The organism is Candidatus Eisenbacteria bacterium (genome assembly GCA_035577985.1).
Classification (GTDB): domain Bacteria; phylum Desulfobacterota; class Binatia; order DP-6; family DP-6; genus DATJZY01.
This window is the reverse complement of record DATJZY010000113.1, coordinates 25,819-50,220: the sequence shown is the minus strand read 5'-3', so window position 1 is coordinate 50,220 and position 24,402 is coordinate 25,819. Positions and strand designations below refer to the sequence as shown.

Sequence of the window (24,402 nt, the reverse complement as noted above, 5' to 3'; positions counted from 1 at the left end):
GTGCTCCTGTGGAGCGTGCCCGATTTCGGGACGTACACCCGCCACCTGTCCACGTGCTGGAGCGACCGTGCGGTCCGGCGCTGGACCGAGTATGCGCGCACGTGGCGGGTCGACCATCGCGAGACGCTGCTCGTGCCGAGCGACTGGTGCGTGACGCATCCGGACTGGCGGGAGCGCCGGCCCGCGTCCGGCCGCCGGCGCTAGGCGGAGCCGACGAGCGCGCCGACCGCCACGCGCTGACGGCGGTGGACCATCTCCGCGGCCGCCAGCGCCACGAACGCTGCTGCCAGCATGGCCAACGCGGTCCATTCGAGCTGCGGCAGCGATCCCCACCACACGCGTCCGCCGAACTCGCCGCGGAAGAACTCGAGCCCGGCCGCGCTGGCCGACAGGACCACGAGGCCGACGAGCGCCACCTGACCGTCGTACCGCTTGCGGCGCTGGACCCACAGCGCGACCGCGGCCAGGGCGAGGCCGGCCGCCATGAAGTAGATCTGCAACGGGTGCACCGGCAGCGACCGCGTGGCGCCCGGCTCGAGCCAGCCGAGATATTCCTGAGTCGCGTAGACCGCGCTCTGCGGGGGGAAGGTGATCGCCCACGGCCAATCGCACGTCGTCCCGAAGCAGCAGCCGTGAAGCAGACAGCCCACCCGCTGGATCGCGAGGGCGACACCGACGACGGGCGTGACGCCGTCGCCGAACTTCCCGAGCGGCAGGCCTTGCCGCCGCGTGACCCACGGGGCCGCCGCCACGAGCGCGATGACGGCGCCCCCGACGTGGAAGCCGCCGATCCAGGGCTTCAGCACGTCGACCGGATGGTCCGCGTAGACGTTCCAGAAGTTGAGCGCGAAGTGGGCCCGGGCACCGGCGAGCGCCACGAGGGACAGGACGACGCTCGCCCGCCGGACGCGACCGACGTCGAGGCCCTCGAGCGACGCCGCCCAGCGCGGGCCGATCCACCAGGTGAAGACGACCGCGACGAGCAGCATCGCGTCGCCCGACGTGACGCGAAGGAACGGGAGGTCGATCAGGATCGGATGCATGCGTCAGGAGGCGGACCGGCACGACGTGACCTGCGCCACGCCGTGCCGAATCCGGATCGGATCTCGATCAGCCCCCGGTGCCGGCGCCGCAACCGCACGAGGGCGTCGTGGTGCCACAGGCGCTGCTGCAGTACGGGCACGTACCGGTCGCGCAGTGCGTTCCGACGCAGGAGCCGCCGGAGCACGACGAAGCGTCCGTACAGATGTTCGTGTCGTTGCACGTGGTGCCGTTCGTGTTGGACAGGCCGTCGAACGATACGTTCGTGTGGCTGCACGTCGGACTGGACGGAGCCCCGGTGCAGTAGTCGAACGTACACACGCTGCCGTCCGACGCACATGCGGTCCCGTTCGCGATCGGGTTGCCGGCATAGGGGGGGCCGTTACCGCCGCAGTTCTTGTGGGCGTCGCACTGTTCGCCCGACGTACACGAGTTGGCGTCGTCGCACGGCGCTCCGGCCCCGCGATTGAAGTGCTTGCAGGCGCCGGTCTTGTTGCACTCGTCGTCGGTGCACGTATTGCTGTCCGACGTGCACGCGGTGCCCTGGTCCTTGTTGTTCACTACGCAGGCTCCCGAGGCCGTGTCGCACGCGTCGAACTTGCACACACCCGGGTTCGTGTTCGGGCAACTGATGGTCGTCACGTTGTAGCAGCCGCCCGCGGTGCCGTTGCACCTGTCGACCGTGCACTGGTTGCCGTCGAGATCGCACGGCGTGTTGACGGCCGAAGCCGGGTGGGTGGATTGGCACGTCGTCGTGTTGGGATTCAGGCAGATGTCGTCGGTGCACCGAATGCCGTCGCTGCACATGTCGGTGCCCGATCCGGTGCAGGCCTTCGCCTGACAGCTGCGCTGAACGCAGTCGATGTTGTTGCCGTTGATGTCTTTGTCGCGGCACGGCGTCCCGTCGGCCTCTTTCGTGCCGCCGCCGCAGTCACCGTCGTCGTCGCACTTGGTGTTCTTGCTGCAGTCGTTGAAGTCGTCGCAGGCGGTGCCGCTCGCCTGATACGTGCAGGTGTTGGTACAGCACCGATTCGTCGCCGCACCCGTATCGCACTGCTCACTGCCCTCCAGGAGGCCGTTGGGTGCACCGCCTACGCACGCGGCGTCCGACCTCCCGGCGGACGCGATGAAGAGAAGCGCTCCTGCTAGAAAGATCAAGACCGTCGCCAGCCGCTGCGTCATAGCCCTTCCCCCTTTTGCGTTGGTGTGGCGCGTTTCCACTCACGACCAGATCGGATGTTGCCCGTTAGCATGGCAGGTGCGTGGTCTGTCAAGGGATTTGTTGCTGAATTTGCGGTTCCGTGAGCTAGCTGCGGCGCGTCACGGCCCGGTGCGGGCGCTGATCGCAAGCTATCGCGACGACGACGTCGTGCGCCGGTGCCGGGCGACACCGGCGAGCGCGGCGAGCAGCGCGGCGAGGAGCCACCAGCGACTCCAGGACGCGGAGACCGCCTGCGGACTCGCCGGTACGTGAACATCCGTCGCGGCCGGCATCGGCGTATGTGCATCGGCGACGTGTTGAGGAGCCGCCGTCCTGTCGGTCGGGCGATCGACCTGTGCCGTCGCCGTGATCTCGGCGTCGGGTTGCTCACCGAGCCGGCGCAGCGCCGCACGCGCGAGCATGCGGCCGTCGAGATCGAGGGCAGCGGCGAGCTGTTGATCGAGCGCCATTACTGGTTGGCGGCGATAGCGACGCAGGGCGCGCCGCAGGATCGCCCGGGACTGGAGGTCGACGAGATCGCGTGTGGCGCGGTCCGCCGTCGCCGTGTCGGGATCTCCGGCCAACGACTGGAGCAGGGCGATGCCCTCGGCCCGCTGGCCGTTGCGGACGAGGGACCAGGCTTCGCCGTAGCGCGCGTCGTCGGTGAGGGGTGTGTTCGGATACTCTGCCGCAAACCCGCGGAAAAGCACGGCTGCCGTGCCGAAATCGCGTGCCCAATAGTACGCGTAGGCGCGCCCGAGCTGGGTCGCGATCCGTAGCGAGAACGACGTCGCCCCGCTGCCGATGCGCTGAAAGTCCTCGACCGACTGCGAGGTGTGTCCGTCGGCTGCGTCGAGCAGCGCGAGGATGCCCGATACGGCGGCGAGCGTCGGCTCGCCGGCCCGATCGGAGACCGAAGCCTCTACGATCTGGAAGTGGGTCCGCGCGGTACCGATGTCGCCGCCGGCGAGCGCGATCCACCCGAGGCCGAGGTTCGCCCACGTGGCCCAGGGCGTTCCTTCGCTCGCCGCGAGCGCCCGGACGAACGTCGTCTGGGCAGCAGGCGTCTGTCCGCTGCGCAGGTAGGCGTCGGCCAGCGCGAGCAGCGCCGGTGGTGGAAGGTTCTCGACGCCGTATGCACGCAGCGCCAACACCGCGCGACGGTTCCGCGCCGGATTCTCCATGTAGGACGACAGCGCCTGCAGGGTCGTGGCGTCGAGAACGGATGGTGGGGCGCCGTCCGTGGCCTGGCCGTCGACCCGCCCGCTCGCCAGGACGAGGGTCGTGACGATCGCCGCCGTGACGCGTGACATCGGAGATGGCGCGGAGCGTCGCTCGGAGGGGATCGTTCGCGGCATGTACGACGGATCGTTCGTGCCAGTCAAGATTGGGCATGCGACTCCGAGGGAGAGACATCATGATCTGTCCCTTGACCCGTGCCAGCGAGCTAGCGCCGGCGTCCGCGTTCGCGTGTGGAGGTTGACAGGGCGCCGCAACGTGAGGAATGGTCGGCGCCCGCGGATGACGGACGCTGCGACGCTCGCAGGGACGCTCGGTGCCGCAGCGGCGCCTGCGGTTCTGCTCGCGTTCGTTCTCGGAGCGCGTGACGCCTTCATCGCGACGAGACGCAACTCGTTCGTGCGCATCGGCGACTACCTGTGGGTGTACGTCGCCATCCCGATCGTCGCGCTGACGGTCCTCGTCCTGCCGCTCGGCGCCGTCGTGGCGCTCGGCGGGTTCGCGGCCGGGCTGGCGGCTCGCACGGTTGCGGCTGCCTCCGCGGGCAGCATTGCCGCCCTCTGTTTCGCGATCGAGACCCGCGAATTTCTCGAGCGGATCCGGGGCACGATGGATCGCGCCCACGTCGACGCGCCGTCGCGACGGCGCGCGCTCGCCGTGGTCGGAACGGCGGCCGGGCTGGCCGCGTGCCTCGCGGTCGCCGCGGTCGCCGCCATCTTCTGGAAGCTCGGACCGCTCGGCCGCCTGGCGATCGCGGTGGCGATCGTCGATCTCGCGCTCCTTCCGCCGCTCGTGCGCCTCGCCCTCCGGGAGCTTCCGCTCGCATGGGTCGCGCGGAGGCGCCGGCGTCCCACCGAAGCGCGAGCCGATGCGACGCGCCGCCCGTCCGTCGTGCTGATCTCGATCGACACGCTCCGTGCCGATCGTATGCGCGCCCTCGGCGGGCGCGGGCTCATGCCGAACCTCGATCGCCTTGCCGCCGCGGGCGTCCTCTACGAGAGGGCGATCGCACAATCGTCGTGGACGCTGCCGTCGGTCGCATCCTTCTTGACCGGCCTCCACCCGTCGCGTCACGGCGCGGGATGGGCCCTCAACGGCTTCGATCTCCTCGCCCGCGCGCCGCTGCGCTCCGGAACCTGGACCGTCGCGCAGGGCCTGCGTGCAGCGGGCTATCGCACGCACGCCGTCGTCGCGAATCCCTACCTGGCGCTTCCGTTCGGCCTCGCCCAGGGGTTCGATACGTACGACAACGTGAGCCTCGAATCCGAGATGGCCATCTGCCTGCGCACGACGCTCGCCGCCCGGCTGGTCGGGCCGGCGCTCGGAACCCGGGTCAGCGGCAACGGCGACGTCGTGACCCAGCGGGGTCTCCGCCGGCTCCGCGAGCTGCGCGCCGGCGCGCGGGATCAGCCCTACTTCCTGTGGCTCCACTACATCGACCCTCATGCCCCGTACGGCTGCGGAGGCGACAAGTCATTCCGCGGTGACACCTTGCTCGCGGAGATCGAGCACGACGGTGCGGAGCTGCGCGATCGCTTCGAGGCCATCGCCCGACTCCGTGCCGGCGAGATCCGGCTGAGCCCGGCGGAGAAGGCCCAGATGGTGGCGCTCTACGACGCCGGGGTAGCGGACGTCGATCGCTGTCTCGGGGAGATCCTCGACGCCGTCGCGCCGGGGGACGACACGCTCATCGCGGTCGTCTCCGACCACGGCGAGGAGTTCTGGGAGCACGGCGGCGTCGAGCACGGCCACACGTTCTACGACGAGTTGGTGCGCGTCCCGCTCGTCCTCGCCGGAGCGGGGCTTCCGCGCGATCATCGGGTGGCGGAGCTCGTTCGATTGATCGATCTGCCACCCACGATGTTCGACCTCCTGCATCTTCCGGCGCCGAGCGACCTCGACGGGACGAGCATGCTGCGTCCCACCGGCGCGGAACGGGTGGCGCTGTGCGAAGGGCTGCTGTTCGCCGAGGACAAGGTGGCGATCCGTACCGCGCGCTGGAAGTACGTTCGATCCGCGAACGGCAAGGAGGAGCTGTACGACCTCGAGACCGATCGGCTCGAGCTGCGGGACGTGGCCGCGAGCGCGGATCTCGAATGGGCTCGGGAGCTGATCGCCGCGAGCGGAGCGGGCGCGCCCCAAGCCGAATGCATCGACGACCATGCTGCCGACGGACCCGCCATCCGCGAGGCGCTCCGACACCTCGGCTACGCATAGCGCCGCGCGCCCTCAACCGCGCTCGTCGCGCGAATGCCGGCGAGCGAGCAGCCACCACAACGCGGCGCTGCCGGCGACGATCCCGATGACGAGCACGAGAGCGGCGAAGCTCGTCCCGGCGACTGGACGGGGCCGCGCAGACGGCTCCGCCTGGAGCGCAGGCTCCGTGGCCGGCCGCGCGAGCGCGCGGTCGCCCGCCGGCACGGCCACGGTGGACGGCGCATCGGCGACATCCGCCAGCGCGGCGCGCGCGAGCTCCCTTCCGTCGACGTCGAAGAGCGCGAGCACCTGGTCGGCGGGACTCCCGAGCGGGACGCGCCGATAGCGCTTCATGGCCCCGCGCGTGATCGCGCGCGGCTCGAGATCGACGAGGGCGCGCGCGGTGCGCTTCGTTTCCGCTTGCAGCTCCGTCGGCGACGCGAGGGCGCGCAGGCGTTCGAGCGCCTCGTCGTGCGCGCCTGCACGCCATCGCGCCCAGGCCGCCCCGTACGCGGCGTCGTCGGCGAGGATCGATCCCGCGTCCGTGCGTGCGACCTCGTCGAACTCCGCGGCAGCGACCTCGTAGGCGCGCGTCCAGTAGTGCGCGTACGCGACGCCGAGCCGCGCCAGCGGGCGGAGCGGCGGCGGCACGCCGGGCGCCGTAGCCGCCGCGCGCAGCGTCGCGATCGCCCGATCCGTTTGGTGCTCCGCCGCGTCGATCAATCCGAGCGCGACCGGCGCGACCGGGTGGCCGAGCCCCGTCTCGTCGGCGTGCTCGTAGTGTCCGCGTGCGTGACGGAATTCGCCCGCGACCATGTCGAGCCAGCCGAGTGTCAGGTGCGTCCAGTCGATGGCCGGCGGCCCCGCGTGCTCCGCGACGATGCCGTCGAGGACGCGGCGGGCTTCTCTCGGACGCCCGCTTCGGGTCCAGGCGTCGGCGAAGGCGATCCGGACGCCGGCCGGCGTGTCGGGCGACGCCTGGCGGGCGAGCGCCAACAACGCGCGGCGGCTCGCCTGCGCATCGCGGACCTAGTTCAAGAAGATGTTCGCGACGGCAGGATCGCCGCCGTCCAGCGCTGCGGCATGCGACGCCGGACCGGCGTGCACCGCCAGCACGCAGGCGACGACGAATGCGCCCCGGCGTCGCAGCGACCCCATGAGCCGCTTGCTTAGTTGATCTGGACGGTGACGCCCACCGGCTGGGGTGTCTCGAAGAAGGCGGCGAATCGGTCGTCGCCCTTCAAGTACCATTCCAGGAACGGAATCACCCAGCGCAGCACGGCGAGGTGTGCCTCGTCCTGGGTGAGCGTCACGGGCGGATTGCAGTCGGGGCTGGGGAAGCAGCCGTCCGAGTAGGCGAAGTGCCCGGTGTTCGCGATCTCGACGAAGTACTTCGGGGTTGCCGCCAGATCGTACTGGCTCCGCGTAGCGTTGTTGTTCACGACGCTGTCCGCGGTCGAGATCATGGTGAGCGACGGTATGGTCAGCACTGGGTGCGAGGGGGGGACGGCCGCGGCCATGGGGATGGCGACGCGATAGCGGGTGTCCTGCGTCGCTGCGAGGTAGGTCGTGAAGCCGCCGAAGGAATGTCCCGACATGCCGATGCGGGTCGGGTCGAGGACGCCGAAGAACGCCGATCCCGGGTTCGCGTTCTCCGCCAGCATCTGATCGAGCGTGAAGCGGACGTCCTGGGGTCGTTCGACCGCGGACGCGAGCTGCGCTTGCGGCGTGCTGCAGGTCGGGAACTCGAAGAGCGTGTTGCCGGGGTGCGGCGGCGCGATGACGACGTAGCCGCGCGAGGCGACGAGCGGCCACAGGAACAGGCTCTGGGTCGGGAAGCCGCACGAGCCGTGCGAGAACATGACGACGGGGTAGGGCGCCCCCGATCCGTCGACGGGCGCGTCGAGGACGCCGTCGTACCGCCCGTCGATCGGCCCGGCGCCGGGCGTGGTCGGATACCACACGACGACGTCGAGCGGGCGCGGATCGTTCGGGTTCACGGCGGACTGCTTCGTGAAGGTGATGACGCGCACGCCGACCCCGTACGGACCAGGCACCCGCACGTCGGAGCAGGTCCCGGCGCTCCAGTCGACCACGTCGGCGCAGTAGGTCGCGTCCGAGCACGCCGTCTGGTCGAAGCGCGCGCGGTCGGTGCAGGCGGCCGCGCGGCGGACCTTGCACGATGCCACGACGCCGGCCGCCGGCTGCACGCGGCCGCAGGGTACCTGCTGCGTGCCGCACGACGCGGTCTTGATGACGCGCTTCGCGGTCTTCTCGCACGCGGAGCGCAACGTCGCATCGCCGACGGCGGCGGCGAGCACGCCCTTGCCACAGCGCCGGAACGTGCCGCGGCTCTTGGCGGCGGCGCAGGGACAGCTCGTCTCGAGGCTGGCGCGCAGCGTCGCCATGGCGCGCTGGTCGGCCAGCGTCGAGGCGCCGGCAAGGCAGCCATCGTCGGCGCGAGTCGGCGTCGGCCGGAGAGCGAGGGTCAGCACGATCGCGCAGGGGAGAAGGCGTCCCATCCATCCATTGTGTGCGCACGGGGAGCCGGGCAACAGCCCGATCCGCTCGAACGGTCGGAGGCGCTGGCCGAACGGCCGTGTGATCGCTCAGAGCGCGATCTCGGCCATCGTCCGCAGCGCTTCGGGCTGGCCGACGGCCAGGATCATGGTGCCGACCGGCGACGCGCGCCAGGCGGCGAGCCGATCGCGAATGCGGTCCTTGGAGCCGACCAGCGACACCTCGTCGGCGAGCTCGTTCGGCACCGCGGCCGTCGCCTCGTCCTTCTTGCCGGCGAGGTACAGGTCCTGGATCGTCTTCGCGGCCGACTCGAATCCGTAGCGGCAGGCGAGGTCGTTGTAGAAGTTCTTGCCGCGCGCGCCCATGCCGCCGATGTAGAGCGCGAGCTGCGGCTTCACGCGATCCAGGCACTTCTGCACGTCGTCGCCGAGGATGACGGTCGTGCTGACGGCGATGTCGAACCGGGCGGGGCTCTTGCCGCCGCCCGCCTTCGCGAAACCCTCGTCGAGCGACGGCTGGTAGACCTTCGGCGCGCGATACGGGGAGTAGAAGATGGGCAGCCAGCCGTCGGCGATCTCGGCCGCCTGCGCGACGCTCTTGGGCCCGATGGCCGCGAGGTAGATCGGGATCGGACGGCCGTGCAGGATGCTCTTGAGGGGCTTGCCGAGACCGCTCGCGCCGGCCCCCTCGTACGGGATGTCGTAGTGCTCGCCGTGGTGCTCGAGCGCCCGCTCGCGCGCCCAGATCGTGCGCAGGATCTCGACGTATTCGCGCGTGCGGACGAGCGGCTTGCCGTAGCGCACGCCGTGCCAGCCCTCGACGACCTGCGGTCCCGAGACGCCGAGGCCGCAGATGAAGCGGCCGTTCGAGAGGTGATCGAGCGTCATGGCGGTCATGGCCGTCATGGCGGGTGTGCGCGCGGGCATCTGCATGATGCCCGACGCCACGTGGATGCGCTCGGTCTGCGCCGCGATCCATGCGAGGGGTGTCACGGCGTCGGAGCCGTAGGCCTCGGCGGCCCACACCGAGTGGAAGCCGAGCCGATCGGCCTCGGTGATGAGGGGCATGTCGAGGCGCATGCGCGCGCCGGAATAGCCGACGTTGAGGCCGAGTCGCATGAGGCGCGGGTCTAGGGCCGCGTGGACGCCGTGTCAATGCGCAGCGCAGCCGGTGTGGATTCAGGACGCCTTGCCGCCGGCGACCTGCGCCAGCCGACCGAGCCCGTCACGATCGCCGATCAGGACCAGCAGATCGCCCGCCGCGAGCCGTGTCGCGGGCTCCGGGATGATGCGGATCGGCTCGTCCTCGCGCTTGAGCGCCACCACGCGCACGCGCGACTGCTCGCGCTCGACGTCGGCGATCGTTTGGCTCGCCAGCGTCGAGCCGGATCCGATGCGCGCCTCCTCGAGCGTGACTTCCTCCTGATGCCCGGGGAGCGAGAGCTCGAGGAAGTCCACCACCGACGGCCGCAGGATCGACGCGGCCATGCGCACGCCGCCGCTGTGATAGGCGGAGAGGGCCTGATTCGCCCCCGCGAGCTCGAGTCGGCGGAGCCCGGCCTCCGTCTCGCCGCGCGCGTGGATACGAATGGCGGCGCTCTTCTCACGCGCCGAAAGGGTGATGAAGACGTTGTCGGGATCGGACGGCGTCGCCACGACGATCGCTCGCGCGCGACGAATACCGGCCTGCTCCAGCACCTCGTCGGCGAGGGCCGAGCCGATGACGTACGGGACGTCCAGGGCACGGAGGGCCTCCTCCTTGCCGGGATCCGCGTCGATGACGACGACGGGGGCGTGGTTGCGGCGGAGCTCCTCTGTCACGACGCGGCCGAAGCGGCCGTAGCCGCACACGATCACGTGACCCTGCAGTTGATCGATGCGTCGATGCATCACGTTCCTCCCGAAGATGTCACGCAGCTGGCCTTCCAGGACGAGCTGCGCGGCTGCCGACAGCAGGTAGAGCGCGGTGCCGACGCCGCTCAGGATGATGGCGATCGTGAAGAAGCGTCCGCCGACCGTGACGGGGACGATGTCGCCGTAGCCGACGGTCGTGAGGGTCACGACCGTGAAGTAGAGGGCGTCGATGACCGGGAGTCCCTCGATCAGGACGTACCCCACCGTCCCGACGGCTGTGATGAGCGCGAGTGCCACCAGGCCGGCTGCGAGACGTCGCGTCGGTCGCAGCGGGCCTACTCCGCCGGTGGGAGCTCGGGCAGCCCCTGGCGCTCGTCGGCGAGCGCGAGCAGTCGCGAGAGATACTGCAGGCAGTCGGTCTCGGAGAGCAGCCCGACGAGTGTGTCGTTCTCCACCACCGGCAGGCACCCTATCTTGTGCTCGACCAGCATGTCCACGGCGTCGCGCACGGGACGGTCGGGCCCGATCGCGTGGATCGTCGTGCTCATGACGGCTTTCACCGGCACGGTGGCGAGCCAGTGGCGCGCCGTCTGGTATTCGAGCTGCAGCAGCGAGGACGACGCTGCGCGAAAGAGGTCACGCTGCGAGAGCACGCCGGCGACCTTGCCGGCGTCGAGGATCGGGAAATGGCGGACCCGGCCGAGCCGCATGATGTCGTCGGCGAGGTCGAGCGTGTCGTTCACGTCGAGGGTCGCCACGTCACGGGACATCAGGTCGCGTACGCGCAGCATGCCCCTTGCGGCTTCAAGTGGCGTGCCGGCCGCGACGTCCCGGGACCGGCGGCGATTTTCCCGCCCTCGGGGATCCGTGTCGCCTCAGGGCCGCGGCGATTCCCGGGGATCGGAAACGACGTCGTGGAAGCGCGCGTAGTCGATCTGCCGGCGGCCGTCGTCCAGGTCCGTGAGGACGTCCACGAAGCGACCGCCCCACACGATCTCTGCGGGCAGATACGACCAGCGCGCGTGGATCGTCTGCGAGGAGGTCTCGTCGATGCCGACGATCGACACCACGAACTCGGCCTGGTCCGCGTCGAGCGACGCGGGGGTGGCGCCGTAGAGCGGGCTCGACGGCGTGATCGGATGCGTGATGATCCAGGTGAACACGAACACGCCCGTCTCGCTCCGCACCAGTGGGAGGTCGTGGATGCGCCGGATGGGCTCGCCCTCCTGCGTCGTCTCGAGCCGCACGACGCTCAGCCGCGCGTGCGCTTCGACGATCTGGTTGCGGCGGCCGTTGGCCATGCGGAGAAAAAGGCTCAGCTGTCCATCACGCGGCGCGATGATCGCCCGGTCGCTGAACAGCACGCGGGCGGTCGGCCGCGCGAACTTCGCGAAGACGAGGCCCGTCACCAGCGGGAGCGCGAGGACGCCCACCGTCGCCTCCATCGCGACCAGGACGTTCGCGTAGAGGGTCTGCGGGTACATGTTGCCGTAGCCGATGGTCGCGAGCGTGTGCACGCTGAAGAAGAAGATGTCGCCGAAGGAGCCCTGGTGGGCGTTGGCGATCGCGCCCGGCTCGAGGGTGTAGCCGATCGCGAAGACGAGGTTCGCGACCGCGTAGCCGGCGACGAGCAGCCCGATGAAGCGCGGCCACGACGTCGCGAGCAGCCAATGGTAGGCGTCGTGCCACCCCCGCCCGAGCCCCTTGCGGACGATCAGGTCTCCCGCACCGCCGCGGCCGAACGCTCGACGTTGTTGCGCCATCGCTGGGGGAGAGATCGCACGCCGGCCAAGAGCGGCTCAAGCCACGGGCCCCGTAGCCCCAGCCGATTCGTTCAGGCCGCGACGCCGAAGCGGCGCGGGAGCGACCCGATGCGCGGGTGATCGCGATTCCAGAGGTGGGTCACGACCACGTGGACGAGGTCGGACACGCTGCGTACGCGATCGATGTCGCGCTCGGGGACGGCGATGGCGAGCCGCTCCTCGAGATCGATGACGACGTCCAGGAGGTCGAGCGAGTCGGCGGCGAGATCACCCGTCAGCGACACGTCGGGCGCGAGGAGGATCTCCTCGACGCCGAGGTGGTCCGCCAGGGCGGAGCGCACCACGGGCTCGACGAACTCGAAGAGCCCGAGGCGGCCGGTGGGTGGGGGGACGAGCGGGTACATACGACGAAAAGCAAGAGTGGTGCCCGGGGCCGACCACCTGGTCACGTGGACCCCGGACACCACGCTGGGCGAGGATGCGGCCCGGATGACCAGGTCGCTGCCTGGGGGGCAGGCACCGACGGGGGTGGGGTCATCGTCCGCACGCCGTCACCTATAGCCGCGGCGTGTTGCGGCGCCGTCGTGCGGCGATGAAGTCGCGGTGACGAAAGCAGTCTATCGGATGAGACCCGAGCGGCCGAGCGCGTCCTCGAGCAAGCCTCGCACCGTCGTCTCCCACCCGAACGAGGTGTGGCTCCCGTCGTACCAGTCGAGGCGCGGCCGATCCCAGTGCTCCCAGAGCGCACGCACGCCGGCCGGCGGTACGAGGCGGTCGGCCGTCGCGGCGTAGAGATAGCGGCGATCCCACGGCACGCGGGGCGCCATGGCCAGGGGTGAGATCACGCGGACCAGGCGCTCGACGCGATCGAGCGCGAGGCCGGCATACTCGGCGAGCTGCAGGAGCCACGTCGGGAGCACCCAGCGGGTCAGCCCGACGTAGTCGGTCGCCGGAATGCCCGCGATGACGCAGGCGAGCTCGTCCTCGAGCGACGCCAGCAGCGTGGTCGTGTAGCCGCCGAGCGAGAGGCCGTAGACGCCGACCGGCTGCCGCTCCTCGGCCCGCAGCCAGCGCACGAGGCGACGGATGTCCCACACGGCCTGGGTCTGGAGGTGGATCGTGTCGAGGTAGTCGCCGGACAGGAACCCGTCGCCGGTGCGCACGCCCATCTTGCGCGGCCCGTGGAGCGGGAGGACCGGGAAGACGACGTTCAGGCCGAGCTCGCGATGGAACCACGCCGCCGGGAAGCCGATGAAATCGGCGAGCGGGAACCCCATGCGGTAACCGTGCACGCACACGAGCCACGGCCGCGGCCCGCCCGGATGCTGGAGCACCCACGCGTGCGCGGTGCGATTTCGCTCGTAGCCGAGCCATCGCTCGCGTCCCGGCTCGCCCTCGTGCGGCTCGTAGCCGCTCGCGAAGCGCAGGTGCACGTAGCGCAGCCCGCGCGACTGCGCCGGCCGCAGGTCGATCGGCTCGAGCGCGGCCGGGGCGCCGTGGTAGCGCGCGGGGGCGTCGAGGAAGCCGCGCGCGTCGTACAGCTCGAGCGCGCGCTCCACCTCCTCCGCGACGCGCGAGCGATCGCGGACCGAGACCAGGCGTACCGACAGCGCCTCGGTCAGGAAGAACACCTCGTCGAGCGCCATCTTGGTCGCGAGCCCGAGCGAGAGCCGTGGGCGCGGCACCTCGTCGACGTCGGGCACCTGGGCGAGCCCGAGCCAGCGGGCGGCGAGCACGCCGGGCGTCAGGACCGAACGAAGCACGAGGTCGATCATTGCGATGCCCGCCGGCCCGGTCGCGTACGGACTTCCGTGTCCGTCGCGACGGCGACGAGCTCGTCGAACGACGTCTCCACGTCGCGGGCGAAGTAGCCCAGATCCGGCACGAGGTCCCAGTCGGCGTTGAAGCCGAAGAAGAGGCGCCCCCCGTAGCTCGAGACCGCGACGCCGAGCGCCTGGTTCTCGAACAGCGGCACCATCGGGTAGCCGGCGAGCAGGCGGGCGCCGAGGAGGTAGAGCGGGATCGGCGGTCCGGGCACGTTGGTCACGATCATGTTGTACGGATTCACGAGCTGCATGAGCCGGATGCCGAGGTGCAAAAACGTGAGCGAGCCCGCGAGCCCCGCGATCTCGCCCAGGATCTGCACGCCGCGCGCTTGGTGCGTGCGCTTCATGTGCTCGGTCGTCTGGCGCACACGCGTGTGACGTCGGCGTGGATCGCGCTCGCCGATCGGCAGCGAGATGATCCACGCCGAAGCGCGGTTGTTCATCATCCCGCGCTCTTCGACATCGCGCACGCTGACCGGCACCACCGTGCGGAAGTCGACGCCGTCGGTCGACATGCGGCGGCGGTGCAGGAAGCGTCGCAGCGCCCCCGCGACGACGGCGAGCACGACGTCGTTCACCGTGCCGCCGAGACGGTTCTTCACCGTCTTCACGCCGCCGAGGTCGATCGAGATCCAGTCGACGCGCCGGTGCGGTCCGATCGGCCGGTTGAGCGGCGTGTCGGCGGCCGTGCGGAGCCCCGCTCGTGAGATCTCCCAGAGCGCACCCAGGCTCTGGCGCACCGTCAGGCCGCGGGTCGCGCGCGCGACGAAGTCCCTGGCGGCGACGCCGAGGCGCCAGGGAGCGCCGACCACGCGCGCGAGCTCCGAGCGGAGCAGCTCCGATCCGGTCGGCGCGGGCCGCGGGGTCCAGCGCGGCGCCTCGTCGACGGTCGCGTCGGGCGTGGGCGAGAGCAGCACCGTGGCCAGCTCGACGGCCGCCACGCCGTCGGTCATGCAGTGATGGGTCTTGATGATGAGCCCGCAGCGCCCGTCCTCGAGCCCCTCGACGAACCACGCCTCCCACAGCGGTTTCCCGCGATCGAGCTGCTGCGACATGACGCGCGCGGTGAGGCGCTTGAGCGCTCGCTCGTCGCCCGGGCGCGGCAGGGCCGTGTGCCGCACGTGATAGCCGAGCGTGAAGTGGTCGTCGTCGACCCACACCGGATGCCCCTCGATCGGCACCCAGTCCAGGCGCTGGCGGTAGCGCGGAATCTGGTGCAGGCGCGACGCGATGTGGGCGCGCAGCCGCTCGATGTCGAGCCCGCCGTCCGGGGTCATGAGCGGACCGGCCTCGAAGACGAGCGTCGCGCCGATCGTCATGTGTGAGTTGGGGTCCTCGAAGGCGAGGAACGTTCCATCCGCCACCGGGAGCCGCTCGTAGCGAAAGCTGGCCACGCGAGGCGGGCTTCTACCACGCGCGGGCGTGCCTGGCGACGTTTCGCGCCGTTCAGGCCGGAACGGGGTTGAGGCCCCCTAATAGGCCGGGAATCCGAGCTTCATCGATTCCACGTACAGCGGCCGCGCGCCGCGCGCATCGCGGATCATCGCCTCCATCTCGTCGTCGCCGAGCACGTCCAGCCGTTCGGCGGTCTCGAACAGCGGCGGCCACAGGCGCGTGTCCGACGGCAGCACCGTCGTGGCGACGAGGTGCGTGAGCGCGAAGCGGAGCCGCCGCGCCATATCGGCGGGATCGTCCGACGGCCGGTACCAGGTGGTGTACGTCTGCTCGGCGCGCGTCGCCCACGGCCCGAGCGCGATCGCCTTGATGCCGATGGCGCCGACGCCGCGGGCGATCGTCGCGGCGAGGAGCGGCCGGTAGTCGGTCGCGGGGCGCGGATCGGCCGCCTGGATCGGGTTCACGGGGAACATGACCGTGTCGAACGCGAAGCGCGCGAGCGCGTCGCGGAGCACGGAACAGTGATGGCCCGTGATGCCGATGAAGCGCACGAGCCCCTGCTCGCGCGCTTCGAGGATCGCCTCCATGGCGCCGCCGGGTCCGAGGATGCGATCGAGATCGTAGGCGTCCGAGACGGCGTGACATTGGTAGAGGTCGAAGCGATCGGTGTGCAGGCGCTCGAGCGAGCGATGGAGCTCGTCGCGCGCCTTTCCCCGCCGCCGCTCGCGCGTCTTGCACGCGAGGAACATGTGGTCGCGGTGACGTGCGACTGCCGGGCCCAGCACGCGCTCGGCCTCGCCGTACGACGGCGCGACGTCGACGTGATTCACACCGCGGGCGAGCGCGTCTTCGAGCGCCGCGGCGGCGCGCGCGTCGTCCTGGTCCGCCCAGAACGCCGCCCCCCCGAAGGCGAGGACGGACGAGTGGTGGCCGGTGCGGCCGAGCGGCCGGGTGATCATGCGCGTTTGGTGAGCCCGTGTTGCTGCATGCGCCAGACGAGGAGGTCGAGCCGATCCTGCCCGAAGAAGGGCTCGCCTTGGAAGACCATGGTGGGTACGCCCCAGTGGCCGGCCACCTCGAGGTCGCGCTGGTTCCGCTCGATGATCGCGTCGTAGCGCTTCGGGTCGGCGGCGATCGCGGCGTCCATCGCCGCGAGGTCGAGTCCGGCGCGCCGGGCGGCGTCGGCGAGATGCGAGCCCTCGTGCCAGCCGACGACCTCGCCGCCGAAGACGAGGCGAGAGACCTCGGCGATGAAGGGCAGGCCACGCCCGCGCTCCGAGGCGTCGACCCCGAGGCGGGTGAGGCGATGGATGTACGGCTGCTCGGCGGCGACCTTCCGCGACGGGAATTCCTGCACGATCGGATCGGGCCGCGGCCACCCGTACGGGATGCCAAGGTGCTCGGCGATCCGCGTCGTGTCGCGCAGGAGATACGGCGGCCAGAGTGGGTTCACCCTCTCGAAGAAGCCCGGGATGCGCACCGCGATCGGCAGCACCGGCCGGACGTTCACGTCGACGTCGTAGAGGCGCGCGATCTCCACCAGGCGCGGCGTCGCGAGGTAGGAGTAGGGCGAGCGGAAGGACCAGAAGACGTCGACGGCGAGGGTCATCAGTGGAAGAAATGTCCGCCGTTCACGTCGAGCGCCTGTCCCGTGCACGCGCGCGAGAGGTCCGACGCGAAGAAGACGACCGTGTCGGCGACCTCGCGCGAGTCGGGGATGCGATGGAGCGCCGTCTTCGACGCGACCTCGTGGTGGACGTCGTCGTACGTGCGGCCCTGCTCGCTCGCCAGGCGTTTGAAGTACGCCTCCATCTTGTCGCTCCAGATGTAGCCGGGCACGATCGAGTTGACGCGGATGCCGTGCGGCCCGACCTCCTTCGCGAGCGTCTGCGTCGCCGTCATGAGCGCGCCCTTCGACGAGGCGTAGCCCCCGACGTTGGGCTCGATGATGCGCATCGACATCGTGTTCACCATGACGATCGAGCCGCCGCCCTGGGCCTTCATGTGCGGGATCACGAGCTGCGAGAGGCGGAGCGACCCGAAGAGGTTCACGTCGAGGATCTTCTTCCAGTCCTCGAAGTTCGCCGTCTCGATTGGTCCCCACGGGTGGGTGAGGAAGGCGTTGTTCACGAGCACGTCGACGCGGCCGTACTCCTTGATCGCGGCCTTCACGAGCCGCTCGCAGTCCTCCGGCTTCGCGATGTCGGTCGGCACGCAGAGCGCGCGGCGCCGTCGCTTCTGCACGCCGAGCGCGACCTCCTGGAGCGAGGCCGCCGTCCGCGCCGCGAGCACCACGTCGGCGCCCTCGCGCGCGAAGGCGTACGCGACCTCCTTGCCCACTCCCGGGCCGATCCCCGAGACGATGGCGATGCGATTCTCGAGCAGCATGGCGTTCACCCCAGTAGCGGCGCGACTTCGCGCCCGAATGCGTCGATCTGATCACAGAGCTCGTCACAGGAGCGTGAGCGGAAACGGACGCCGCACAGGTTCGCGCCCATCGTCTTCAGCTCGAGCAGCGATGCGGCGATGGTGTCGCCGCCGCCCGTGACGGCACCCGGCGGCATCTCGAACGGCGGCTTCCCCACGTACAGCCACGGGCTGTTGGCCCCGATCTCGATCGGCTCGTCGCCGCGCACCTTCTTGCGGTGCTCGCGGATGGTCGCGACCTGGCCCGGGAACTGGTCGCGGAAGGTGCCCTGCGGCACCCAGCCGTCGCCCTTCGCGGCGGCGCGCCGCAGCGCCGCCGGCGTGTTGCCGCCGACCCAGATGGGCGGCCGCGGCTGCTGGACCGGACGCGGCCGCAGGCCGACGTCGTGGATGTGCCACGTGGGCCCGTCGTGCGACGGATACTCCTCGAGGAACGCGGCGACGACGACGTCGAGCGCCTCGTCCATCAGCTTTCCGCGTCGCGTGAAGTCGACGCCGAGCGTCGCGAACTCGCCCTGGAGGTGGCCGGCGCCGCAGCCGAGGATCACGCGCCCGCCCGAGAGCGCGTCGAGCGTCATGAACGCCTTCGCCGTCAGCAGCGGGTGGCGATAGGCCGGAATCCAGACGTACGACATGAGGCGCACGTGCTTGGTCGCGGCGGCGAGGAAGCCGAGCGTCGCGATCGTGTCGTACCAGACGGTCGACATCGCCTTCGCCTGCTCGCGCGGCACGCACACGTGGTCGCACGCGGCGATGTAGAAGAAGCCGGCGCGGTCGCACGCCTTCGCGACCCGGACGAGCTCGGTCGTGCCGGCGCTCGCCTCCCACGGCTGCGCGAAGACGGTGCTCTGCGCGGCGACGGGAAGCTGCAGCCCGTAGACCAGGCGTCCCGGCGGAACGATCTGGACGGCGCGAGCCGCCGTCATCGCGCGGCGGCCTGCCTGCCGGTGCGCGCCGCCGCCTCGCGGTAGCGTGTCGTCGAGTGCACGGGGTCGGTGTCGAAGCGCGGGATCACGTGCTTGCCGAACAGCTCGCAGGTCTTGACGCACGCTTCCTGCGGCAGCGTCGTCGCCAGGATGCCGAACACGAGCTGGTCGCAGCCGACGTCGACGTACTTCTGCACCGCCTTGGCGCACTCGTCCGGCGTGCCGACGATGCGCTGCCCCGTCGCGATGCGCTCTTCGAGCTGCGCCGGCGTGGGGTCGGGAATGAGCTGCGGCCAGTCGGGCACCTGCGGCGGCTTCGGGAAGGTGTCGAGGTAGCGGAAGACGAGGCTCTGGTGACGGCCGCTGCCCATGTCGAGGGCCATCTCGCGCGCCTTCTTCCCGTCCTCGTGGCACACGAGCTGCGAGACGCACACGACGTTGTCGTTCACGTAGTCGCCGATGGGCTCGGCATTGCGGATGGCGTTCTTGTAGGTCTTGATGAGCGGCTCGAAGTCCTTGGGCGAGCCGAGGCTGAAACAGAGCGCGCCGAGCCCGAGGCGTCCGGCCTTCTCGAACGTCGACGGGCTGCCGCACGCGACCCAGATCGGCGGGTGGGGCTTCGAGTAGAGCTTCGGGAGCACGTTCCGCTCGGGCATGGAGAAGTGCTTGCCCTCGTAGCTGTACCTGGTCGTCTTCCACATGCGGACGATCTCGGGCAGCGCCTCGTCGTACATCGAGCGCGTGGTCTCGCCGTCCGGGATGCGAAAGCCCTTGAACTCGGTGGTCGACGAGCCACGCCCGGTGCCGAACTCGAAGCGCCCGAGCGAGAGGTGATCCATCATGGCGACCCGCTCGGCGACGCGGGCGGGGTGGTTCACGGGCGGCGTGATGTTCCAGATGGCCGAGCCGACGTGGATGCGCTGCGTGCGCGCCGCGATCCACGGCAGGACGATCTCCGAGGCCGAGATGTGCGAGTACTCCTCCAGGAAGTGGTGCTCGACCGACCAGACGTACTTGAAGTTGAAGCCGTCGCAGGCGACCGCGAGGTCGACCTCGCGCATCAGGCGATCGTGCTCGGCGCCCTCGGGGTTCGCCTGCACCTCGGACTGCGGAACGTGCGCCTGGATGAACAGACCGAATTCCATGGGCGGGTGGCTTACCAGCCGCCGCCCGACGATGACAAGGCGCGACTTGACCGCTCCGGAGCAGGGCGATTTGATCGCGCGATGACGTTTCGACCTCTCGTGGCATTGGTGGTCCTCGTCTCGATCACGGCTTCGCCGGCGCACGCACTCTGCACCGCGAACGCGAGCCCGCAGGTCGCCTGCACGATCAAGAAGCCGGACAAGCTGAAGGTGCAGATCACGCGCGACGACTACGGCGTGCCGCACCTGAAGGCCCGGACGCTCTACGACGTCGGCTACGGCATGGGGCAGGGGCAGGCGCAGGATCGCCTCTTCCAGATGGAGCTCGTGCGGAAGTCGGCCACGGGCAACGTCGCGGAGCTGTTCGGGCGCGACTTCCTGTCGAGCGACATCGACGCGCGCCGCCAGTTCTACTCGGACGAGGAGCGCCAGTATCTCGCGACCACGGTCTCCTGCCCGGTCCAGACGCTGGTGCAGGGGTTCGTCGACGGCGTCAACGCGTACATCGACGAGATCTACGCCGGGCCTTCGCTGGACAGGATTCCCTACGAGTTCTTCATCCTGCCCCTCGCGATCCGCCTGCAGGGGAACTTTCAGATTCCGGGCGGGGTCCGTTACAGCATCGTCGCCGTCCCCGGCGGCGGCGAAGTGTACAAGCCCGACCCGTGGCGCGTGACCGACGTCGGCGCGATCGGCGTGCTGCTGGCGGGCCGCTTCGGAAGTGGCGGGGGACGGCAGCTCCGCCAGGCGGCCTTGCTCAACTACCTCACGGCGAAGCTCGGCTCGGCTGCTGCCGCCCGTGACGTCTTCGAGGACGTCCGGTGGCTCGACGATCCCAACGCGCCGACCACCATCCCGACCTCGGGAGCCATCAACAAGGTGAAGGGCGGGAAGACGCCCGTGCCGATCGCCGACGCCGCGCCGGTCGGGGTCCCCAGTGTGCTCGCCCAGGTCCTCGGGTTCTTCACGCCGCCGATCGCGCTCGCCGACATCCCGCGCGATCCCTATCGCGCCCAGCATGCCTTCCTGCGCGACGTTCCCCCGTCGACGATCCTGCGCGGGCTGCGCGCGACGCAGCGGATGGAACGCGAGGCCCGCGAGCTCAACCGGCGGTTCGGCGTCTTCCTCAAGTCCGGCAGCAACGCATGGGTGGTCTCGCCCGAGCGGAGCCAGACGGGACACGCGCTCCTGTGGGGCGGGCCGCAGGAGGGCTTCGACAACCCGAACATCGACGTCGAGATGTACGTCAACTCGCGGGCGATGCGGGCGGGCGGCATGATGATCGCCGGGGTGCCCGGCGTCCTGATCGGCCAGACGAACAAGTTCGCCTTCACCACCACCTCGGGGGAGATCGACAACTCGACGCTGTACGTCGAGACGCTCCAGGAGCCGGCGGCGCCCGAGCCGCAGAGCGTCTCCGCGCAGTACGCGGTATTGCAGGGCGGGAGCTTCGTCCCGCTCGATCGCCGCACGGAGACCTTCCACTACGCCGGCGAGGTCTCGACCAAGCCCGCGGCCTACGCGCCGGCGGGTCCGGCGCTCAACGACGGTCCGCTCCTCTACAACGTCTTCCGCGTGAACGACTGCGACCCGGCGCACTTCCACGGCTACGTCATCGAGTTCGACCTCGGGGCGACGCCGCCGCGCGCGTTCACCTACAAGACCGCGTACTGGAAGAACGAATCGTCCACGGTCGACGGTTTCCTCGAGTACGGTCTCGACCAGAACTTCACGGCCTTCCAGTCCTCCGTCCACAAGGTCGTCTCGCTCCACAATTTCTTCTTCGCCGACAAAAAGGGGAACATCGCCTACTGGAGCGCCGGCGCGCGGCCGGCCTTCCCGGCGGGATTCGACGATCGTCTCCCGGCCGACGGCACGGGCTCGCAGGAATGGGGGACGCACCCCGGCGGTGAGCGCTACGTGCCGTTCTCGAAGTCGCTCCTCTCGGTCAACCCGACCCAGGGCTGGCTCGCCAACTGGAACACGAAGCCGGCCGACAAGCCGTACGTTCAGGAGGGCAACTCGCACGACGAGCACTGGGGCGAGGTCTATCGCTCACAGCGCATCGCGTTCCTGCTGGCGAACGACGACGCCATGTCGCTCGAGGACGCCGAGGAGATCGAGCGCGACGTGGGGACCATGGACGGCTCGACCGACACGATTCGCGCGGCGGTCCCTGCGCTCTTCCCGTTCATCCAGCAGGCGTACATGAGCCTCCTGGCGTCGAGCGATCCGCTCGTCGACCCGACCACGCACCCTACGCTCCAGCAGGTGATGCAGATCCTCTTCGACTGGAACCGGTATCTCACCGACACCTCGCAGATCTTCGTCGGCGGGCACTACGCGCCGGGCTACAACCCGTCCCGCGGGCAGCCCGGGATGTCGATCTTCTTCCAGTGGTGGTATGCGATGAAGAAGAACCTCTGGGGCGGCGGGCGGCCGGGCGCGACGTACGTCGGCACGGTCGATTTCTCCGACAGCGGGATCGACGGCAACGACTACCTGGGCGAGACGACCTACAACATGCTGCTCCACGTCCTGCGCGGCGCACAGTCGGGCGTCCCGCAGCGGTACGCCGGCGACTACTTCGGCGGTCATCGCGATCAGATGATCGTCCAGAGCCTCAACGACGCCATCGCGCTGCTGTCGGGAACGGGGCCGTTGCCGGAGATGGGTTTCGGGACGTGCGACGGGTCGGGCGGCTCGGTGAGCGGCTTCGGCACGCCCGATCCGACCGCCTGGGGATGGCAGCCGCCGGCGGACCTCGACTTCGACTGCCTCGACTCGTTCGCCGATCCGTTGCTCGCGACCGGGACGATGCCGACCGGGTTCGGCAAGGCTCCCTCGGAGAATCGCAGCACGTACATGCAGGCGCTCGAGCTCGGAAGCCCCATCCGCGGCGAGAACGTGCTCCCGCCCGGACAGTCGGGCTTCCTGCAGCAGCAGGGCGCGGGGATCGCCAAGGCCGATCCGCACATGGGCGATCAGGCGGAGCTCTTCCGCACCTTCACCTACAAACCGATGCAGCTCGACTTCAAGTGAGGGACGCGTGGAGCTGAACCCGTTCGCGCACGAATTTCACGAGGACCCGTACCGGACGTACCGGTGGATGCGCGACCACGCGCCGCTCTACCACAACGAGTCCCTCCGCTTCTGGGCCCTCTCGCGCTATCGCGACGTGCTCGCGGCGTCGCTCGACTGGGAGACGTACAGCTCGCGCGAGGGCACGACGGTCGAGCGCATGGATCCGAAGCTCTTCGAGGTGCGGCCGATGATCATCTTCCTCGATCCGCCGCGCCACGACCGGCTGCGGAAGCTCGTGTCCCGCGTGTTCACCCCGCGGCGGGTGGCGTCGCTCGAGCCCTTCATCCGGACCACCGTCCGGCGCCTGCTCGACCGTTGCGCGGAACGCGGCGGCGGTGACTTCGTGACCGACGTGTCGATGCCGTTGCCGATGGAGGTGATCTTCACCCTCCTCGGCGTGCCCGAGGGGGACCGGCTCCAGCTCCGGCAGTGGATGGATCTCTCGCTCGAGCGCGATCGCGACACGCCCGTCGTCCCAGAGCGCGCGATGGTCGCGATGGCGTGCATGATGCAGTACTGGGGCGACTTCCTCGACACCTTGCGCACGCAGCGAAACGACGGGCTCGTGTCGGCGCTGCTCGATGCCGAGGTCGAGGACGATCACGGCGGCACGACGCGTCTCACCGATGGCGAGATCATCGGGTTCTGCTCGCTCCTCGGAGCTGCCGGCAACGAGACGGTGACGAAGCTCCTCGCCAACGCGTGCGTGCTGTTCGCGCGCCACCCCGATGAGTGGGCGAAGGTGCTCGCCGATCCGGGGCTCATCCCCGATGCGGTCGAGGAGACGCTGCGCTACTCGTCGCCGTCGCAGTACCAGGGGCGCGTCACGACCCGCGACGTCGAATGGCACGGCCGGACGGTCCCGAAGGGCGCACGCATCCTGCTCCTCACCGGATCGGCGAACAGAGACGAGCGCGAGTTCCCCGATCCCGACCGCTTCGACGTCGCCCGGCGGCCCGAGCAGCATCTCGCGCTCGGCCACGGCGTCCACTTCTGCCTCGGGGCGTCGCTCGCGCGGCTCGAGAGCCGCGTCGCCCTCGAGGAGTTTGCCGCGCGCTTCCCGCGCTACGGCGTCGAGGAGTCGCGCTGCGTGCGCGTGCACATGTCGAACGTGCACGGCTACGAGCACGTTCCCTTCGCGGCGGCTTGACGCCCGGGCTCACGCCGAGTCGGCAGGCGCGGGCAGCAGGTCGTCCACGGCGACGCCGGCTCCGGTGATCGCGACCGGCGCCAGGCGTTCGCCCCGGCGCGCGAGGCGCCGGGTCCGGTACGTCGCGGCGGCGGGATCGGGGTCGCGGAACACCTCGACGGCATCGTCGCGCCGGCTGACGATCCAGTACTCGGGGATCCCCGCGGCGGCGTAGATCGCGGCCTTGGTGAGGCGGTCCTGCTGCACCGAAGCGTCGGCACACTCGGCGACGAGCAGAGCCGACGTCGGATGGGCGACGACGAAGTCCAGACTGCGACCGGCGACGACCGCGACATCGGGCTCCGGCATCGATCGTGGCCCGAGCGCGAGCGGACTTTGCACCCGCACCGTCGCCCGGTCGCCGACGACGCTCGCGAGCACGTTCTTCACCTGATCAAGCACGGCTGCATGCCACGGATTCTGCGGCGCCACGGCGACGATCACCCCATCCAGCAGCTCGACCCGATCGTCGGGTCCGAGGACTCCCTGCCGCACCAGGTCGGCGTACTGCGCGACCGTGTAGCGACCCGGAGTGCCCTGCTCGGCTGGGGCGGGGGCAGCCATGCGGCGGAGTGTAGGCGCGCCCCGGCGCAGCGA

At 70.2% G+C, this 24,402-nt stretch carries 23 protein-coding genes; 4 read left to right on the top strand and 19 right to left on the bottom strand.

All coding sequences use genetic code 11. The features are described from left to right. Positions 1-204: hypothetical protein (locus VMS22_16030; GenBank protein HXJ35543.1), on the top strand; the 204-nt coding region annotated here is incomplete at its 5' end. Here VMS22_16030 and VMS22_16025 read toward each other — a convergent pair. The 3 genes from VMS22_16025 to VMS22_16015 form a co-directional block, all read right to left on the bottom strand. Then, positions 201-1,043, bottom strand: a complete 843-nt coding sequence (locus VMS22_16025; GenBank protein ID HXJ35542.1) for a prolipoprotein diacylglyceryl transferase family protein — start codon at positions 1,041-1,043, stop codon at positions 201-203. The genes VMS22_16030 and VMS22_16025 overlap by 4 nt on opposite strands. Before the next feature lie 67 nt (positions 1,044-1,110). Continuing rightward, entirely contained in the window at positions 1,111-2,223 is a 1,113-nt protein-coding gene (locus VMS22_16020) for a hypothetical protein (protein ID HXJ35541.1), read from the bottom strand. Positions 2,224-2,391: 168 nt separating this feature from the next. Next, positions 2,392-3,555, bottom strand: a complete 1,164-nt coding sequence (locus VMS22_16015; GenBank protein HXJ35540.1) for a tetratricopeptide repeat protein — start codon at positions 3,553-3,555, stop codon at positions 2,392-2,394. 208 nt (positions 3,556-3,763) lie between these two features. Between VMS22_16015 and VMS22_16010 the strand changes: the two genes are divergently transcribed. Continuing rightward, a complete protein-coding gene (locus VMS22_16010) occupies positions 3,764-5,698 on the top strand; it encodes a sulfatase (protein ID HXJ35539.1) in 1,935 nt (644 codons plus the stop codon). A 12-nt stretch (positions 5,699-5,710) separates the two neighbouring features. Here VMS22_16010 and VMS22_16005 read toward each other — a convergent pair whose 3' ends face one another. The 15 genes from VMS22_16005 to VMS22_15935 form a co-directional block, all read right to left on the bottom strand. Then, positions 5,711-6,673: a hypothetical protein gene (locus tag VMS22_16005; GenBank protein ID HXJ35538.1), complete on the bottom strand. Its 963-nt coding sequence runs from the start codon at positions 6,671-6,673 to the stop codon at positions 5,711-5,713. 33 nt (positions 6,674-6,706) lie between these two features. Next, on the bottom strand, positions 6,707-6,835 hold the full coding sequence (locus VMS22_16000) for a hypothetical protein (GenBank protein ID HXJ35537.1): 129 nt from the start codon (positions 6,833-6,835) through the stop codon (positions 6,707-6,709). Between the two features lie 11 nt (positions 6,836-6,846). Further along, complete coding sequence (locus tag VMS22_15995; GenBank protein ID HXJ35536.1) at positions 6,847-8,199, bottom strand: hypothetical protein; 1,353 nt, start codon at positions 8,197-8,199, stop codon at positions 6,847-6,849. 87 nt (positions 8,200-8,286) lie between these two features. Next, the gene (locus tag VMS22_15990; protein ID HXJ35535.1) at positions 8,287-9,315 is read right to left on the bottom strand and encodes an LLM class F420-dependent oxidoreductase; all 1,029 of its coding nucleotides are present in this window, start codon (positions 9,313-9,315) and stop codon (positions 8,287-8,289) included. 60 nt (positions 9,316-9,375) lie between these two features. Further along, entirely contained in the window at positions 9,376-10,347 is a 972-nt protein-coding gene (locus tag VMS22_15985) for a potassium channel protein (protein HXJ35534.1), read from the bottom strand. 38 nt (positions 10,348-10,385) lie between these two features. After that, the gene (locus tag VMS22_15980; GenBank protein ID HXJ35533.1) at positions 10,386-10,841 is read right to left on the bottom strand and encodes a CBS domain-containing protein; all 456 of its coding nucleotides are present in this window, start codon (positions 10,839-10,841) and stop codon (positions 10,386-10,388) included. 84 nt (positions 10,842-10,925) lie between these two features. Then, complete coding sequence (locus VMS22_15975; GenBank protein HXJ35532.1) at positions 10,926-11,813, bottom strand: ion channel; 888 nt, start codon at positions 11,811-11,813, stop codon at positions 10,926-10,928. 71 nt (positions 11,814-11,884) lie between these two features. Next, on the bottom strand, positions 11,885-12,217 hold the full coding sequence (locus tag VMS22_15970; protein ID HXJ35531.1) for an acyl carrier protein: 333 nt from the start codon (positions 12,215-12,217) through the stop codon (positions 11,885-11,887). A 213-nt stretch (positions 12,218-12,430) separates the two neighbouring features. Further along, on the bottom strand, positions 12,431-13,588 hold the full coding sequence (locus VMS22_15965; GenBank protein ID HXJ35530.1) for a hypothetical protein: 1,158 nt from the start codon (positions 13,586-13,588) through the stop codon (positions 12,431-12,433). After that, positions 13,585-15,033, bottom strand: coding sequence for a wax ester/triacylglycerol synthase family O-acyltransferase (locus VMS22_15960; GenBank protein HXJ35529.1), 1,449 nt, complete (start codon positions 15,031-15,033; stop codon positions 13,585-13,587). Before VMS22_15960 ends, VMS22_15965 begins: the two co-directional genes overlap by 4 nt. A 78-nt stretch (positions 15,034-15,111) precedes the next feature. Continuing rightward, on the bottom strand, positions 15,112-15,993 hold the full coding sequence (locus VMS22_15955; GenBank protein HXJ35528.1) for an aldo/keto reductase: 882 nt from the start codon (positions 15,991-15,993) through the stop codon (positions 15,112-15,114). After that, entirely contained in the window at positions 15,990-16,643 is a 654-nt protein-coding gene (locus VMS22_15950; GenBank protein ID HXJ35527.1) for a DsbA family protein, read from the bottom strand. The genes VMS22_15955 and VMS22_15950 overlap by 4 nt, the downstream gene beginning before the upstream one ends. Next, on the bottom strand, positions 16,643-17,422 hold the full coding sequence (locus tag VMS22_15945; GenBank protein ID HXJ35526.1) for an SDR family oxidoreductase: 780 nt from the start codon (positions 17,420-17,422) through the stop codon (positions 16,643-16,645). The genes VMS22_15950 and VMS22_15945 overlap by 1 nt, the downstream gene beginning before the upstream one ends. A 5-nt stretch (positions 17,423-17,427) precedes the next feature. After that, complete coding sequence (locus tag VMS22_15940; protein ID HXJ35525.1) at positions 17,428-18,387, bottom strand: TIGR03619 family F420-dependent LLM class oxidoreductase; 960 nt, start codon at positions 18,385-18,387, stop codon at positions 17,428-17,430. Next, entirely contained in the window at positions 18,384-19,532 is a 1,149-nt protein-coding gene (locus VMS22_15935) for an LLM class flavin-dependent oxidoreductase (GenBank protein ID HXJ35524.1), read from the bottom strand. The genes VMS22_15940 and VMS22_15935 overlap by 4 nt, the downstream gene beginning before the upstream one ends. Positions 19,533-19,613: 81 nt before the next feature. On the opposite strand from VMS22_15935, the gene VMS22_15930 reads away from it, so the two are divergent. Together VMS22_15930 and VMS22_15925 are read left to right on the top strand one after the other, a co-directional pair. Next, the gene (locus VMS22_15930; protein HXJ35523.1) at positions 19,614-22,574 is read left to right on the top strand and encodes a penicillin acylase family protein; all 2,961 of its coding nucleotides are present in this window, start codon (positions 19,614-19,616) and stop codon (positions 22,572-22,574) included. A 7-nt stretch (positions 22,575-22,581) separates the two neighbouring features. Further along, positions 22,582-23,766 (top strand): cytochrome P450, encoded by a 1,185-nt coding sequence (locus tag VMS22_15925; GenBank protein HXJ35522.1) that lies wholly within the window; start codon positions 22,582-22,584, stop codon positions 23,764-23,766. Between the two features lie 9 nt (positions 23,767-23,775). Here VMS22_15925 and VMS22_15920 read toward each other — a convergent pair whose 3' ends face one another. After that, entirely contained in the window at positions 23,776-24,369 is a 594-nt protein-coding gene (locus tag VMS22_15920) for a Uma2 family endonuclease (protein HXJ35521.1), read from the bottom strand. Between the last annotated feature and the right edge of the window lie 33 nt (positions 24,370-24,402).

Coding starts and splice junctions, on each gene's coding strand:
- VMS22_16025 (HXJ35542.1), bottom strand. CDS start 1,043: ATGCATCCGATCCTGATCGACCTCCCGTTCCTTCGCGTCACGTCGGGC.
- VMS22_16020 (HXJ35541.1), bottom strand. CDS start 2,223: ATGACGCAGCGGCTGGCGACGGTCTTGATCTTTCTAGCAGGAGCGCTT.
- VMS22_16015 (HXJ35540.1), bottom strand. CDS start 3,555: ATGTCACGCGTCACGGCGGCGATCGTCACGACCCTCGTCCTGGCGAGC.
- VMS22_16010 (HXJ35539.1), top strand. CDS start 3,764: ATGACGGACGCTGCGACGCTCGCAGGGACGCTCGGTGCCGCAGCGGCG.
- VMS22_16000 (HXJ35537.1), bottom strand. CDS start 6,835: ATGGGGTCGCTGCGACGCCGGGGCGCATTCGTCGTCGCCTGCGTGCTG.
- VMS22_15995 (HXJ35536.1), bottom strand. CDS start 8,199: ATGGGACGCCTTCTCCCCTGCGCGATCGTGCTGACCCTCGCTCTCCGG.
- VMS22_15990 (HXJ35535.1), bottom strand. CDS start 9,315: ATGCGACTCGGCCTCAACGTCGGCTATTCCGGCGCGCGCATGCGCCTC.
- VMS22_15980 (HXJ35533.1), bottom strand. CDS start 10,841: ATGCTGCGCGTACGCGACCTGATGTCCCGTGACGTGGCGACCCTCGAC.
- VMS22_15975 (HXJ35532.1), bottom strand. CDS start 11,813: ATGGCGCAACAACGTCGAGCGTTCGGCCGCGGCGGTGCGGGAGACCTG.
- VMS22_15970 (HXJ35531.1), bottom strand. CDS start 12,217: ATGTACCCGCTCGTCCCCCCACCCACCGGCCGCCTCGGGCTCTTCGAG.
- VMS22_15965 (HXJ35530.1), bottom strand. CDS start 13,588: ATGATCGACCTCGTGCTTCGTTCGGTCCTGACGCCCGGCGTGCTCGCC.
- VMS22_15955 (HXJ35528.1), bottom strand. CDS start 15,993: ATGATCACCCGGCCGCTCGGCCGCACCGGCCACCACTCGTCCGTCCTC.
- VMS22_15950 (HXJ35527.1), bottom strand. CDS start 16,643: ATGACCCTCGCCGTCGACGTCTTCTGGTCCTTCCGCTCGCCCTACTCC.
- VMS22_15945 (HXJ35526.1), bottom strand. CDS start 17,422: ATGCTGCTCGAGAATCGCATCGCCATCGTCTCGGGGATCGGCCCGGGA.
- VMS22_15940 (HXJ35525.1), bottom strand. CDS start 18,387: ATGACGGCGGCTCGCGCCGTCCAGATCGTTCCGCCGGGACGCCTGGTC.
- VMS22_15935 (HXJ35524.1), bottom strand. CDS start 19,532: ATGGAATTCGGTCTGTTCATCCAGGCGCACGTTCCGCAGTCCGAGGTG.
- VMS22_15930 (HXJ35523.1), top strand. CDS start 19,614: ATGACGTTTCGACCTCTCGTGGCATTGGTGGTCCTCGTCTCGATCACG.
- VMS22_15920 (HXJ35521.1), bottom strand. CDS start 24,369: ATGGCTGCCCCCGCCCCAGCCGAGCAGGGCACTCCGGGTCGCTACACG.